Origin of the sequence: Acinetobacter sp. FDAARGOS_494 (assembly GCF_003812225.1) — a bacterium.
In the GTDB taxonomy this organism is placed as follows: Bacteria; Pseudomonadota; Gammaproteobacteria; order Pseudomonadales; family Moraxellaceae; genus Acinetobacter; species Acinetobacter baumannii.
The window spans coordinates 1,079,167-1,093,096 of the sequence record NZ_CP033866.1; the positions used below are offsets into that span (position 1 = coordinate 1,079,167).

13 protein-coding genes are annotated in these 13,930 nt (G+C 39.7%); 8 read left to right on the forward strand and 5 right to left on the reverse strand.

Annotation, left to right across the window (positions count from 1 at the left end; translation table 11 throughout):
• Positions 1-14 precede the first annotated feature (14 nt).
• Entirely contained in the window at positions 15-545 is a 531-nt protein-coding gene (locus EG365_RS05180; protein ID WP_000701694.1) for an META domain-containing protein, read from the reverse strand.
• 208 nt (positions 546-753) lie between these two features.
• On the opposite strand from EG365_RS05180, the gene EG365_RS05185 reads away from it, so the two are divergent.
• Positions 754-1,926, forward strand: a complete 1,173-nt coding sequence (locus EG365_RS05185) for an acyl-CoA desaturase (protein ID WP_000199593.1) — start codon at positions 754-756, stop codon at positions 1,924-1,926.
• Positions 1,927-2,039: 113 nt separating this feature from the next.
• A complete protein-coding gene (locus EG365_RS05190; protein ID WP_001160208.1) occupies positions 2,040-3,482 on the forward strand; it encodes a protein adenylyltransferase SelO in 1,443 nt (480 codons plus the stop codon).
• A gap of 63 nt (positions 3,483-3,545) precedes the next feature.
• Here EG365_RS05190 and EG365_RS05195 read toward each other — a convergent pair whose 3' ends face one another.
• Both EG365_RS05195 and baeS read right to left on the reverse strand, forming a co-directional pair.
• Complete coding sequence (locus EG365_RS05195; RefSeq protein ID WP_000680577.1) at positions 3,546-4,232, reverse strand: response regulator; 687 nt, start codon at positions 4,230-4,232, stop codon at positions 3,546-3,548.
• Between the two features lie 19 nt (positions 4,233-4,251).
• Positions 4,252-5,910, reverse strand: a complete 1,659-nt coding sequence (baeS, locus tag EG365_RS05200; RefSeq protein WP_031944935.1) for a sensor histidine kinase efflux regulator BaeS — start codon at positions 5,908-5,910, stop codon at positions 4,252-4,254.
• 131 nt (positions 5,911-6,041) lie between these two features.
• Between baeS and EG365_RS05205 the strand changes: the two genes are divergently transcribed.
• The 3 genes from EG365_RS05205 (at position 6,042) to EG365_RS05215 (ending at position 10,463) form a co-directional block, all read left to right on the forward strand.
• Positions 6,042-6,422: a hypothetical protein gene (locus tag EG365_RS05205; RefSeq protein WP_000784267.1), complete on the forward strand. Its 381-nt coding sequence runs from the start codon at positions 6,042-6,044 to the stop codon at positions 6,420-6,422.
• A gap of 289 nt (positions 6,423-6,711) precedes the next feature.
• Complete coding sequence (locus EG365_RS05210) at positions 6,712-8,514, forward strand: acyl-CoA dehydrogenase C-terminal domain-containing protein (RefSeq protein ID WP_001136744.1); 1,803 nt, start codon at positions 6,712-6,714, stop codon at positions 8,512-8,514.
• Between the two features lie 167 nt (positions 8,515-8,681).
• Entirely contained in the window at positions 8,682-10,463 is a 1,782-nt protein-coding gene (locus EG365_RS05215; protein ID WP_001123422.1) for an acyl-CoA dehydrogenase C-terminal domain-containing protein, read from the forward strand.
• A 71-nt stretch (positions 10,464-10,534) separates the two neighbouring features.
• Here the strand turns inward: EG365_RS05215 and EG365_RS05220 are convergent, their stop codons facing one another.
• Positions 10,535-11,413, reverse strand: coding sequence for a LysR substrate-binding domain-containing protein (locus EG365_RS05220; protein WP_085916936.1), 879 nt, complete (start codon positions 11,411-11,413; stop codon positions 10,535-10,537).
• Positions 11,414-11,536: 123 nt separating this feature from the next.
• On the opposite strand from EG365_RS05220, the gene EG365_RS05225 reads away from it, so the two are divergent.
• Positions 11,537-12,247: a glutathione S-transferase family protein gene (locus tag EG365_RS05225; RefSeq protein ID WP_000103025.1), complete on the forward strand. Its 711-nt coding sequence runs from the start codon at positions 11,537-11,539 to the stop codon at positions 12,245-12,247.
• Between the two features lie 160 nt (positions 12,248-12,407).
• Positions 12,408-12,890 carry a phosphate-starvation-inducible protein PsiE gene (locus EG365_RS05230; RefSeq protein WP_001113293.1) on the forward strand — a complete coding sequence of 161 codons (483 nt, stop codon included), beginning with the start codon at positions 12,408-12,410 and terminating at the stop codon, positions 12,888-12,890.
• Between the two features lie 38 nt (positions 12,891-12,928).
• On the opposite strand, the gene EG365_RS05235 is transcribed toward EG365_RS05230, so the two are convergent.
• Positions 12,929-13,312: an RcnB family protein gene (locus EG365_RS05235; protein WP_000743009.1), complete on the reverse strand. Its 384-nt coding sequence runs from the start codon at positions 13,310-13,312 to the stop codon at positions 12,929-12,931.
• 164 nt (positions 13,313-13,476) lie between these two features.
• Here EG365_RS05235 and EG365_RS05240 point away from each other — a divergent pair, with 164 nt between their 5' ends.
• Positions 13,477-13,923, forward strand: a complete 447-nt coding sequence (locus tag EG365_RS05240; RefSeq protein ID WP_001290061.1) for a hypothetical protein — start codon at positions 13,477-13,479, stop codon at positions 13,921-13,923.
• Positions 13,924-13,930 lie beyond the last annotated feature (7 nt).

Sequence of the window (13,930 nt, forward strand, 5' to 3'; positions counted from 1 at the left end):
GTATTGACCACCTTTTATTTTTTCTCGGCCTGAATCAAACGCTGACCGCTTTGATCAAGTAGATATAAGGTATTACCTACCAACTGGAAGCGTTTAATACGTTGTAAAGAATCGACCAATTCTGCTTCTTGAGCCAACGCGCCATCACAACTCGAATGACCTGCGTTAACTTCCATATCAAGTTTCTTTTGGCTGAAATCAAAAGTGTATCGACCAAAAACACGATTACATCCTGTATGACCAGTTACTGTTTTGACTGTAGAGTTCAATGAAAGAGTCGGCCACTGGTTAAAGAATTTTGCCTTATGACCATTTATCTGGGTAATTTGCCAATCTATATCTTGAATACCATCAGGACTTACTTTCTTTTTCACAACTGGCGTTTGTACACGATGTGTTGGTTTTACTTGGCCTTTGTGATTATTTTGTTGCGGCGTGCTTTGACATGCTGCCAATACAAGGCTGATTGCGATGAAAAGACATTTCAATGGCAATTTCCTTGCAATATCAATGCTATTCTTTTTTCTCAATCGCTGTATTTTCATTACACAACTTCTCCTATCTGAAATGTTGTCAGGCATGGTTTAATTCTGTTACGGTTCTTTCAATACATCTGTACAATAATGCTAGTGATTCTCACTAAGCACGTGCTAATATGATGTGCAAAATAGCAATATATCTTGAAGATTGGTTTTGCTATGTCGATTTGTCTTTTTACCTTGTATGACAAGGTTTCTAGGAGCGCTGCCGGATATGACTTCCGCCCCACTCAAGGCCCCAATTAACTGGACCGCTAGCATTACCTTAATTGGTTTACCAATTCTTGCTGCAATCATAATCCCGATTTATGCGTATTATTATGATTTTAGTGTAAGCGCATGGGTAAGCTTATTTTTTCTTTTAGCTTTAAGTAGCATGGGGATTACTGCTGGTTACCATCGTCTTTGGGCACATCGTGCTTATGAAGCGTCGTTACCACTTAAAATTCTTTTAATGATTGGCGGCACATTTGCTGTACAAAACAGTATTCTGTTTTGGGCATCTGGTCACCGTACCCATCACCGTCATGTCGACGATGTAGATGAAGATCCATATTCAATTGAACGTGGCTTTTGGTATGCCCATATGGGTTGGATGATCCGCGATCATTCTCCATCTGAACCAGATTTTAAAAATGCACCAGACTTACTCAATGACAAACTGGTGATGTTCCAACATAAATACTACGCCTTGATGGTCGTAGCGGTTCACGTTGGTATTTTAGGTTTGGTTGGCTGGGCAACTGGCGATTTATGGGGTGTTGTACTTCTTGGTGGTCTATTACGTTTAATCATTAGCCATCAAGTTACATTCTTCATCAACTCACTTTGCCACATGTTCGGTAAACGCCCTTATACCGATGAAAACTCAGCACGCGATAACTTCTGGTTAGCGATTGCAACTTGGGGTGAGGGTTACCACAACTATCACCATATTTTCCAGTACGACTATCGTAATGGTGTGAAATGGTGGCAATATGATCCAACAAAATGGCTAATCTGGACATGCTCTAAGATTGGTTTAGCAAAGAACCTACGTCGTATTCCAAGCTTTAATATTAAAAAAGCAGAATTGGCAATGAAGTTTAAATATGCTGAACAAGACTTGGCTATTTATGGTCATGATGTAAATGCCGACATTAGTCAAATGAAGCAACGTATTGCTCAAGAGTATGAAGCATTTACACATACTTTAAATGACTGGGCGAAACTCAAAGAACAAGAGTTACAAGCAAAGAAAGCAGCAATGGCTGAAAAGATTCACAAAATGGATCACAAGTTAAAAGTTGATTTCCAATTGCTTGAACATCGTTTGAGTCATCACCGTGAGTGTTTAGAAACTTTAATGCGTAACATTAAAAAGAACACAAACGTCGTACCAGACTAATACGTGTTTATCCCGAAATAGCACCTGTAGAGCCATACTTTGCAGGTGCTATTTTTTTGGCTTGTTTTTAACTATGGTATAGTGAATTTTGCCTCAAATATTTAGTCCAGCCTATGCAATTTAATCCGCTTTATTCATCGCTCAATCCTAAGCTTTTTCATATCCAGCAACCCTCTCCGCTTCGCGGTGCAAAGGCTGGACACTTTAATTTAGCTTTAGCCGAAGAGTTACAATGGACAGATGAAGAAAAACAGGCTTGGGTTGAAATTTGCAGTGGTCAGCGTACCTTCTCGGAATTCCCGCCTTTGGCTATGGTGTATGCAGGCCATCAGTTTGGGCAATGGGCCGGTCAACTAGGCGACGGACGTGGCTTACTCATTGCGCAGATTCTTAATAAAAAAGGCCAAACCATAGATTTACATTTAAAAGGTGCAGGCCCCACGCCCTATTCGCGTATGGGAGATGGGCGAGCAGTTTTACGCTCTGTTATTCGTGAATATTTAGCAGGACATGCTTTAAATGCTTTAGGGGTTGCTTCTAGTCACGCAGTAGGTTTTACAAGCTCCACTCAAGGTGTACAGCGTGAAAAGCTAGAACCTGGCGCAATGTTACTTAGAACATCTGAATGTCATATCCGTTTAGGCCATTTTGAATGGATCAATCAATATGCACCTGAGCTATTGGCCGAGTTCACTCAAAAATGCATTGAATGGCACTATCCAGAATGCCAACAAGAAGAGCAACCTATTTTAGCTTTTGCTAAAGCTGTGATTAGAAATACAGCCATTATGATCGCCAAATGGCAGCTGGTCGGTTTTGCTCATGGTGTGATGAATACCGATAACTTAAATATTACGGGTTCTACACTCGATTTTGGTCCATACGGTTTTATGGAACGTTTCCGACCAAATTGGATTAACAACCATTCCGATTACCAAGGGCGTTACACCTATCAAAACCAACCGAGTATTGCGCACTGGAACTTATGGACTTGGTTAAATAATCTCATTCCACTTGCCGAACCTGAGCATAAAGAGCAGTTCAAAGAAGCGTTGGCCGCTTGTTTAGAAGAATTTGAGCCGACTTTTATTGAGCATTACACCACTGGGTTGTGTCAAAAAATGGGGCTTCCTCATTTTCATAAAGACAGTACTGAATGCGGCTTAAGCTTTTTGCGTATTCTGCAAGCGGAGCAGCTCGATTACACCCAAAGCTTCATTCGCCTTCAAAATAAAGAATACAAAGCCTTACGTGATGACTGCCTTGATATTCGACAATTTGATGCATTCCTTACGCAGTATCAAAACATCCGTGAATATCAAGATATTGATGAGCTTGATGCAAACATGCAGCAGGTAAATCCAATTTATATCTTACGTAACCATATGGCACAGCGAGCTATTGAGGCAGCGGAGCGAGATGATTTTAGTGAGGTTGACCGCTTATTTAAGCTACTCAACCATCCCTATACAAAGCAATCAGATTTGGAAAAACCGGAAGATTTAGGTCCGTTACCAAGCGATGTACCTGATGTCGCGGTGAGCTGTTCTTCTTAATTTTTTATCCACATTTTCTGTGGATAACATTGTGGTTATCCACAGCATAACTTTTCTAAGCAATTATTCTTCTGGATATTCGAAGCGGTAACCTACTCCATAAACAGCTTGAATCCACTCATGACGGTTACCAGTTTCGGCCACTTCCGTGATTTTTCGACGCAAGTTTTTAATATGGCTATCAATAACTCGGTCGGCAACATCAAAGCTGTCCGGATTAATATGATCTAATAATTGTGCACGTGAATAAACTTGCCCCACATGTTCTAAAAATAACTCAAGTAGGCGAAATTCTGTTGGCGTTAAACTTAAAGATTTTTGTTGATACCAAATTCTTTGCTGTGCTTTATCAATACGGAAAGAATCATTTTGCTCTGGCTCAGCCTTACGTTCTAAACGACGTAAAACGGCCTGCACACGAGCAACCAGTTCTTTTGGACTAAAAGGTTTGCACACATAATCATCTGCCCCCATGTTTAGGCCCAAGACACGATCAATTTCTTCAGTACGTGCCGTCACCATAATAATCGGTAAATCTGACTGTTCACGTACCTTACGGCAAATCGTTAAACCATCCATTCTTGGAACCATTAAGTCCAGAATCATTAAATTAGGTTTACGTTGTTGAAAGCTCGTGTAAGCATCCTGACCATCATGAAACATGCTTACTTCGAATCCAGCAGCCTCAAGATAATCACGCACCAGATGCGCTAACTCGACTTCATCCTCAACCAACATAATATGTTTCATGGGCCATTTTTCCTTTTATTTAACTCTGCTTTTTAAAGGTCAGTACACAACGTAAACCACCTAATGGTGAGTGTTCAAAACTGAGTGTACCACCAAGCGCCTGCGCAATTTTACAAGATAAAGCTAAGCCTAGTCCTGTTCCACCTGTACTACGCGTACGCGAATCATCGACACGATAAAAACGTTCACCTAAACGTGATAATTGCTCATCACTTAAACCAAATGGACTGTCATCAACATATAAAGTCCACTCCTGAGGCGTTTGACTTGTATGAATATGAATCTTTCCACCTGTTTCGGTATAGCGAATACTATTACCAATCAAATTAACAATAATTTGTTTAAATCGATCGCGGTCTAACAATAAAGTAGCACCTTCACCTTCCACCTCAATTTCTAACCCTGCTTGTTCGAGTTTAGGTCTGAAATTTTCGACTTCTTGCAGTATAACTTCCCAAGGATTAACCGAACTCAAATAACATTTAAGTTGTTGAGCATCAGCCTGAGCCAAGTCTGCCAAATCTTGTGTCAATTTCTTTAAACTCGAAACTTGTCGCATCATGGCATCAAGATGTTCAGGTGTTGCCTTTCGGATACCGTCTTGCATCGCTTCAATCTGCGCTTGCAAAACAGCCAATGGAGTTTTCAATTCATGAGAGGTATCTGCAACCCATTGACGTCGTGATTCTTCATGCTGATGTAAAATTTCAGCTAAATGATTTAATTGAGTAGATAAATCACCTAACTCATCATTTCGTTTAATCACAACTTGGTGTTGATAATTACCTTTTGTTAACTCATTTGTTGCATTTAATAGACGCTGAATTGGCTTTTTAAAATAAGTTGCCATTAAAAGTGCTGCAACTAAACTCGACAGTAATGTTAAGGCATAAATTAAAAGTAAATAGCGCTTTTGATTACTGAAGAAATTAATACTTAATGCATCTTCTTTATCTAAAACTGGTTTTAGACCTAAATAACCTACGACCTGACTATTGACCATAATCGGGCGATAAGACATCTGATCCGAAGACGGCGGTTCACCCACTACGAACTGGTGTTTGGCATCATATAAAGATAAACGAGAACTTAAGCCCAGCCGGTCTGGTAAAGCAATAAAACGCTTCTTACCATTTTGCGTCTCAATGTCTTTGAGGCTTCCTTTTTTTGATTTGTTTTTATCATCGCTTGGACGAAACTGGTTTGCACTTAGCGGGAATCTTAAACCTTCAAATGGTTGATATTCCGAAGGTAAGTTTTGCTCAAGTGTACGTAGTTCTTCATCACTAAAAATAGAGTTTTTATTTACCGTTCCCGCATCTGGAGAAATATTAATGAGAGTGTGTTCATCGAAAGAATGCTGCTGAATGGCAATATCATATTGGCGCCGTAACCACCACTGGGAAAGACGGTCATAATCATCTGGTGCTGCCGTTCCTTCAATTTGTAAGATTTGCGCCTGAATCGCATTCCCCCAATCATGATAAACGGTATATACATTTCCCAGATTAGTAATGAGCCGATCTAGCTTTTGCATTTCAACATCGGCTACATATTTGGCAAAGTTCTTTTGCATCGTCCAGTGCAGAACACTCAAACTTGCAGTTGCAATTAACAGCGTGGTAAGCAAGACCGTTAAAAATAACCGCAAGGCTATGGGAACACGTAGAACGTTCAAAAGCACTCTCTCATTTTTACTCTATATTTTGCATTGTAACCAACAACGAAAAGAAAAACTCTCCATTGTTTCTTCATCTTTATTATCTAATCTTTAAGTCATCTTAAAACAAACATTAAAGGGTTTTAACCATGAAAATGACGGCTAAAATTGCATTATTCAGTGCAGCAATTGTAACTATGGGTAGTTTGGCTGCTTGTCAATCAACAACTCAACCACCTAAGCCAGAACATGGCATGATGCAAGATGGCCCACGTGATGGTCACCACCATCGTATGAAACACCGTGAATTTACGCCTGAACAAAAAGCAGCATGGGAACAACACCGTGCAGAGCGTAAAGCTCGTTTTGAGCAAATTCAAAAAGCATGTGAAGGTAAAGCTGTTGGACAAACTGTCAATGTTCAAGTTGGAGATAAAACACTTGAAGGTACATGTAACCTCCGCTTTGAGCCAAAACGTCCTCAACCACCAGTCAATGCACCTGCTCCAGTAGCATCTCAAGCAAAATAATTCTAAAAACAGTAAAACAAAAGGCGCCAGAAGGCGCCTTTTGTTTATACATAACTATTTACGATTTTGACTATTTGTCTCATCTAAACTTCATCAAAAGTGTTTACACTCAAAGCACTTACATAGTTCAAGTATTTTTTTCTTGACTTTGCAGTCACAAAGTAAAGGCCCCGAGGTGCTTGTACAGTTATGCAAGTTGTTGCACGATGTAATAGTTCAAGGTGCCTTATGGCACATTATCGTAGATTAGGATTATAACTCTGGTTTCACCAGTATTGAGGAACCCGATATGCCACAATACAAAGCGCCCTTACGTGATATGCAATTCGTTTTGCATGAATTATTAAATGCTGAAGAACACTATGCAAAATTACCTGACTTTCAAGGTAACGTAAGCCGTGAATTGGTTGATCAATATTTAGAAGCTGCGGCAGACTTCTGTGAAAATGAACTTTCTCCTTTAAACCAAGTTGGCGACCGTGAAGGTTGTACTTGGAATGATGGTGTTGTAACTACACCAACAGGCTTTAAAGAAGCTTATCAAAAATACATCGAACTTGGCTTCCCGTCTTTATCAGCAGAAGAACAATACGGTGGTCAAGGTTTACCTAACTCTTTAGGTATCGCAATTTCAGAAATGGTAGGTAGCTCTAACTGGGCATGGGGTATGTACCCTGGTTTGTCTCACGGTGCAGTACGTACATTAGAACATCACGGTTCTGAAGAGCAAAAAAATACTTACTTACCAAACCTTGTTTCAGGTGTTTGGACAGGTACGATGTGTTTAACTGAATCTCATGCAGGTTCAGACTTAGGTATTATCCGTACTAAAGCAGAACCAAATGCAGATGGTAGCTATGCAATCTCTGGCGAGAAAATCTTTATCTCTGCTGGTGAACACGACATGGCTGAAAACATTATCCATATCGTTCTTGCTCGTCTACCAGGCGCACCAAAAGGGACTAAAGGGATTTCGTTATTTATCGTTCCTAAGTTCAACGTCAATGCAGACGGAACTCTAGGCGAACGTAATGCCGTACGTTGTGGTTCAATTGAACACAAAATGGGTATTCACGGTAACGCGACTTGTGTCATTAACTTTGACCAAGCAAAAGGTTATTTAATTGGCCCTGAAAACCGTGGTTTGAACTGTATGTTCACCTTTATGAACACAGCACGTATTGGTACTGCGGTTCAAGGTTTATCTGCATCAGAGTCTTCTTTCCAAGGTGCTTTAACTTACGCGAAAGAACGTTTAGCTATGCGTTCACTTTCTGGTCCTAAAGCTCCAGAAAAAGAAGCAGATCCAATTATCGTTCACCCTGCCGTTCGTAACATGCTTTTAACTCAAAAAGCATTTGCTGAAGGTGGTCGTGCACTTGTTTACTTACTTGCTCAATATGCAGATATCGTTGAAAAAGGCGAAACTGAAGAAGAGCGTAAGTTTGCTGACAACATCTTGTCTTTATTGACTCCAATTGCAAAAGCATTCTTAACTGAAACAGGTTCTGAATCTGCTAAGCACGGTGTTCAAGTGTTCGGTGGTCATGGCTTCATTTCTGAGCATGGCATGGAGCAAATCGTACGTGATACACGTATTGCTTGTTTGTATGAAGGTACAACTGAAATTCAGGCACTTGATTTGTTAGGCCGTAAAGTTTTACAAACTCAAGGTGCAATGCTTCGTGATTTCACTAAGATTGTTCACAAGTTTGTAGAAGCAAATAAAGACAATGCTGCCATGAAAGAATTTGTTGAGCCACTTGCTGCGCTGAACAAAGAATGGGGCGACCTCACTATGCAAATCGGTATGCGTGCAATGCAAAATCCGGATGAAGTGGGTGCAGCGGCTGTAGATTACCTCTACTTCTCTGGTTACGTTACTTTAGCTTATCTATGGGCTCGTATGGCGCTTGTAGCACAAGAGAAATTAGCTGCGGGTACAACCGATGTTGATTTCTACAATGCGAAAGTAACTACTGCTCGCTTCTACTTCAAGAAAATTTTACCGCGTGTACGCTCTCATGTAGACGTTATCGCAGGTGGTTTAGACCCATTGATGGCATTAGATGCTGAACATTTCGCTTTCTAATCATAGTTAGTTGCGATATGCAATGTTAAAAACCAAAAAAGGACTGCTCAGTTTTGACGGTCCTTTTTTTATAAAATCAATGATAAATTTAGATTTTAAATTCAATATCCATTTCGTTTTACAGGATATCTAGCACAGGCCGATGTGCACAAAAAAGGTGAACGATTATGCCAATTTACAATGCTCCTTTAGCTGATATGAAATTCATCTTAAATGATGTATTTAAAGCAGAACAATTTTGGCAGGCTAATGAGAAACTCGCTCATGTAGATGCTGCAACAGCTGAAGCAATTTTAGAAGAAATGGCTAAATTTGCTCAGAACGTGACTCATCCATTAAACCGTACTGGTGATGAAGAAGGCGCTCGCTACGAAAATGGCGAAGTCTTTACTCCTGCTGGCTTTAAAGATGCATTTCGTCAATATGCAGAAGGTGGTTGGATTGGCTTAGGTGCAGATGAAGAATGGGGCGGTCAAGGCATGCCAAAAATGCTTACCGTTCTTGCCGATGAAATGTTATTCGCGACAAATCCATCTTTCATGCTTTACCCGCTTCTTTCAGTGGGTGCAGGTATGGCTTTAAGCAGCTACGCATCTCAAGAACAAAAAGAAACGTATTTACCTAAGATTTATTCAGGTGAATGGTCAGGTACCATGTGTTTGACTGAACCACATGCCGGTACTGACTTAGGTATTATCAAAACTAAAGCCGAGCGCAATGAAGATGGTACTTATAACATTACAGGTACTAAAATCTTCATCACTGGCGGTGACAACGATTTAGCAGAAAACATCATTCACTTGGTACTTGCTAAAACTCCAGATGCTCCTGCTGGTTCACGTGGTATCTCGCTATTTATTGTACCGAAATACCTTGTAAATGAAGACGGTTCTTTAGGTGACCGTAACCATGTTGGTCCAGGCTCTATTGAACATAAGATGGGGATCAAAGCATCTGCAACTTGTGTGATGAACTTTGACGGTGCGAAAGGTTACCTCGTTGGTAAAGAAAACGAAGGCCTTGCTGCCATGTTCGTGATGATGAACTACGAACGTTTATCAATGGGTATTCAAGGTTTAGGTGCTTCTGAATTTGCTTATCAAAATGCTGCTCAATACGCGACTGACCGTTTACAAGGTCGTAGTGCAGCTGGTGTTCAGTCACCAAGCAAACCCGCTGATAGCATTTTAGTCCACGGCGATGTACGTCGTATGTTGTTAAATGTACGTGCAAACAACGAAGCTTCTCGTGCCTTTGCAGTTTATGTAGGCCAGCAGCTCGATATCACTAAATTCTCAACTGATGCAGAAGCCGTGAAAAAAGCCAATGACCGTGTTGCGCTTTTAACCCCAATTGCAAAAGCTTACCTCACAGATACAGCCTTCCAAGCAACTTTAGATGCTCAAATGGTATTTGGTGGTCACGGTTATATTCGTGAATGGGGTATGGAGCAATGTATCCGTGATCTTCGTATTGCTCAAATCTACGAAGGAACTAACGGCGTTCAATCTCAAGATTTAATTGGTCGTAAAACCATTAAATGTGGCGGTGCATTCATTGCTGAATACATCACTGAAATTCGTGACTTTGCAAATGACTTAGACACTGATTTGAACTTCATTAAAGATGCAACTTTAGATGCTGCAACTGAAATCGAAGCAATCACTCAGTTTATTATTGAGCAAGCTGCAGAGAACGTAGAGTTTCCGAACTCTGCTGCTGTTGATTACTTACATGCAGTGGGTCTACTCAGCTTCTCTTATATGTTTGCAAAAATTGCTGCCGCTGCTAAAGATAAATCTGGTGATTTCTACCAAAACAAACTTGCATTGGCTCAATACTTTGTTGAACGTATCTTGCCGGATATTGATGCGCGTATTGCTAAAATCAAAGCTGGTTCTGACTTAATTATGGGCTTTAGTGAAGATTACTTTACAAACCAAGCGTAATTAAATTTTTTATAAAAACGCCTGAATAATCAGGCGTTTTTTATTTCTAATCATAAAAAGTAGAATAACTTTTAAGTTTTTAATTTCTCAACCAAGAAGTCAGCAGTAATATTGACACTGGGTAAAAGCCCTCGTCTTGTTAGCATCAATAAACTTGTCGTTACGCTACCAGCAGACCATTCTGGCAAAACATGAATTAAGCTACCCTCAGATAGTTCATTCATACAAAAAGTTTCAGGTAAAAGCGTAATCCCCAATCCCCTTTTTGCAGCCCCCTTTAAAATCTCCGACTCATTTGCTACAAAGCGGATGTTTGGACGTACTATCTCTTTCTGACCATTTATATTTTGAAAATGCCATGGATTCATTTGCAATTCAGGCCATATACCTTCGTGTTTGAGTAAATCTTCTGGTGTATGTATAGGAGACGATTTCATTAAGTAGGCAGGCGCTGCAACAGCGATGATTTTATCATTTTTAAGTACACGTTGAATTAACCCAGAATCCGGCAAGGGTTGAAAATGACTACGGATCACGATATCAAAGTTTTCACTCATGACATCAACGTAACGATCAGTTACCTCTACTTGCAATAACAACTTAGGATAACGTTCTGCAAGTTCAGGCAAACAATCAGATAAAAGATACTGGGCAATGGGTACAGAAGCACTGAGCCTGACTACACCACTTGGCTCTTGTTGTTGTATTAATAAATTTTCTTCTGCATAACGAAACTCATCTACTGCATTTTTGGCATGTTGATAAAACAGTTTACCTGCTTCGCTTAAGACAAAACTACGTGAACTACGATGAATTAAGGTTAAGCCTAGCTTTTTTTCTAATATTGCAACACGCTTACTGATTGTTGATTTAGGTAAATTAAGCCGTTTAGCTGCTGCGGAAAATCCCTGATGCTCTACAGCAACAACAAAGAGATAAACATCATTCAAGTTTTGTCTAAGTAGCATTCTTCAATGTCCATATATGTAGACAATAAGTCTCATAATACCTGACTACTAGAAACTTTTCTGGCGACTTAAGATGATTTTACACATCACAAAAGAGTAATCATCATGTCTACTTTCACTTTATTTTATGGCGTCCCATCTGGCTGTTCATTTGGTTCTATTGTTGCCTTAGAATGGTCAGGTTTACCTTATCAGCTCTGTAGAATTGAGATGCCGGCTCAGTGTAATACCGAGGAATACCGCCAAATTAATCCAGTCGGCGAAACACCCGCACTGCTCTACGATAATGGTAAAGTTTTAACGGAAAGCATGGCTATCTTGAACCATATCATGGCAAAAAGCCTGAATGCGGCTTTTCATTATGAGCAAGGAACAGAACAATTTAATCTCTTTAATCAGAAACTAGCTTTTTTGAATACGACTTTATTTAATGCATTTAGCCCACTCTGGTATAGCCTTGAACACTCTTCATCAGAAGGTAATAAACAAGCATTACGTGAATATGGAGCAGTCCAAGTTAAAAAAGCATTTACCGCTTTAGAAAATAGCCTGACAAATCAAACTTGGCTAATGGGCGATCAATTATCTTTTGTAGACGGATACTACGCAGGTATCGCACGGTGGTTGAAATATCATAATGTTATTGATATTGATCAATTTCCAAACTGCAAACGACTTTATGAACAATTACAAAATGAGGCGGCTGTGAAATTTGCGCATGCGATTGAACAAGAACAGCCCACAAAGAGTATAGGTAAATTTTTAGGCCATATTGCATTTGAAGATGCCATTCAGCAATATGAAAATTTGGAATAGCCATCGCTTTGATAGTGGATATCGTCTTATTATTTGAATTGAACTAAATTTCAATAAAAACGCCTGAATAATCAGGCGCTTTTTATTTTGTATTTACTATTTCCATTGGCACAAAATTTGTTTAATTTTTAAACATTCTCATATCAAAAAAGATTTTACTATGCCTGATCCCAAAAAGTTTGAAAGAACCCTTGATCGGTTTGGACATTATGCTGTTGAGGCTTTTCATTATTTAGCCTTATTTATTATAGGCTGTATGATTGCTTGGTCTGCTGCTCATACCGTTTTTGAAATTCTGACCGTCAAAAAATATGCATCAATCGATGACATCTTATTGTTATTTATTTACCTAGAACTTGGGGCAATGGTTGGAATTTACTTTAAAACCAATCATATGCCTGTACGTTTTCTTATTTATGTCGCCATTACAGCCCTAACACGTTTACTTATTTCTGATATCCAACATGACCATAAAGCCGACCTTGATCAAGTCATTATTACTGGCTCAATTCTTATTTTAGCTCTCTCTATTTTAGTTGTCCGTTTTGCTTCTTGGCACTACCCATCTGTTATGAAAGAAAAACATTCAAAAACACCTACTTCGTTAAAAACGCCCCAACCGCAAGATGACGAGTTGGCATAAAAAAATGGCCTCAAGCGGGCCATTTTTTTATTTTACGTTTAACGAACTCGATAAATGTGATGTTTCGAGTCAACCAATAAGTATTGGTTAGGAGTCTTCACCCAGTGGTATCCACGTGGTGGTGCATATAAGCGATGTGCACGCCAGTCTGAGACATAATAACGGCTATTACGGTATTCCACAGGAATACGATCACCGCGCTTAAAGGCTACATATCGGCCATAATGGTTGCCACGCTCAGAGTGTGACCAAACAGGAGCTCTATGATCATTGCGGTGGTCATAACGATAATCATGACGCTGTTCATAGCGATTATGGTCTTTACCGTGATAGTTATCCCAACGATGATTTGAATCGGCCATCGCAGTTGCCGACATACCCAACATTAATGTTGAAAGTACGAGAACAATAGGCTTTTTCATGGAGTATTCCTTTTTATCTTGATCTGAAGCTAGATTAAGAGAGAGTCAAGGAGAAACCATGAATAAAATGGCTTTGATTGATATTGTTTGTAATGACTATAAAGAAAATATGAAGAATCTGTATCTGTGCTACCATTAGCATTTTTCAAGCTAGGTCAATTGCTGTGTCTGAAATCAGTTTTGAACGTCTTCATCAATTTTTCTGCAAAGTTCCAAGTGTACAAGAAGCCCGTATCATGGCTCATGGAGCAGATGGCGAACACGCTTGGTGGTTTAAGTTCAGTATTGATGTAGAACACCCTCTCGCATGGCAAACCGTTCAAGAACTCGGGCATGTTTTAAATTACCTGTCGACGAATGAGCGTTTACCTACTTTATTCTTTCCTGTATCTCCACCACCTTACATGAATGGTGAAGCAAAAGATTTTTTATCATGGGTTATTCAGTGTAATCACCCTGAGTTTTCTCCAGATGTGGTTTGTGATTGGCTTGAAGCGCGTTTGCCGAATCCTGTAGATGATGAGTCGCAGTGGAAAATTAAGACGGATTTGAGTGAAATAGAGAAGTTAGATGATAAGGCTTTGGATCAATTGATTCCGCCTACGCCTTAACTCGGAC

Excerpts from the sequence above, each read along its gene's own strand:
- EG365_RS05180 (WP_000701694.1), bottom strand. The coding sequence starts at position 545 with ATGAAAATACAGCGATTGAGAAAAAAGAATAGCATTGATATTGCAAGG.
- EG365_RS05185 (WP_000199593.1), top strand. The coding sequence starts at position 754 with ATGACTTCCGCCCCACTCAAGGCCCCAATTAACTGGACCGCTAGCATT.
- EG365_RS05190 (WP_001160208.1), top strand. The coding sequence starts at position 2,040 with ATGCAATTTAATCCGCTTTATTCATCGCTCAATCCTAAGCTTTTTCAT.
- EG365_RS05195 (WP_000680577.1), bottom strand. The coding sequence starts at position 4,232 with ATGAAACATATTATGTTGGTTGAGGATGAAGTCGAGTTAGCGCATCTG.
- EG365_RS05205 (WP_000784267.1), top strand. The coding sequence starts at position 6,042 with ATGAAAATGACGGCTAAAATTGCATTATTCAGTGCAGCAATTGTAACT.
- EG365_RS05210 (WP_001136744.1), top strand. The coding sequence starts at position 6,712 with ATGCCACAATACAAAGCGCCCTTACGTGATATGCAATTCGTTTTGCAT.
- EG365_RS05215 (WP_001123422.1), top strand. The coding sequence starts at position 8,682 with ATGCCAATTTACAATGCTCCTTTAGCTGATATGAAATTCATCTTAAAT.
- EG365_RS05225 (WP_000103025.1), top strand. The coding sequence starts at position 11,537 with ATGTCTACTTTCACTTTATTTTATGGCGTCCCATCTGGCTGTTCATTT.
- EG365_RS05230 (WP_001113293.1), top strand. The coding sequence starts at position 12,408 with ATGCCTGATCCCAAAAAGTTTGAAAGAACCCTTGATCGGTTTGGACAT.
- EG365_RS05235 (WP_000743009.1), bottom strand. The coding sequence starts at position 13,312 with ATGAAAAAGCCTATTGTTCTCGTACTTTCAACATTAATGTTGGGTATG.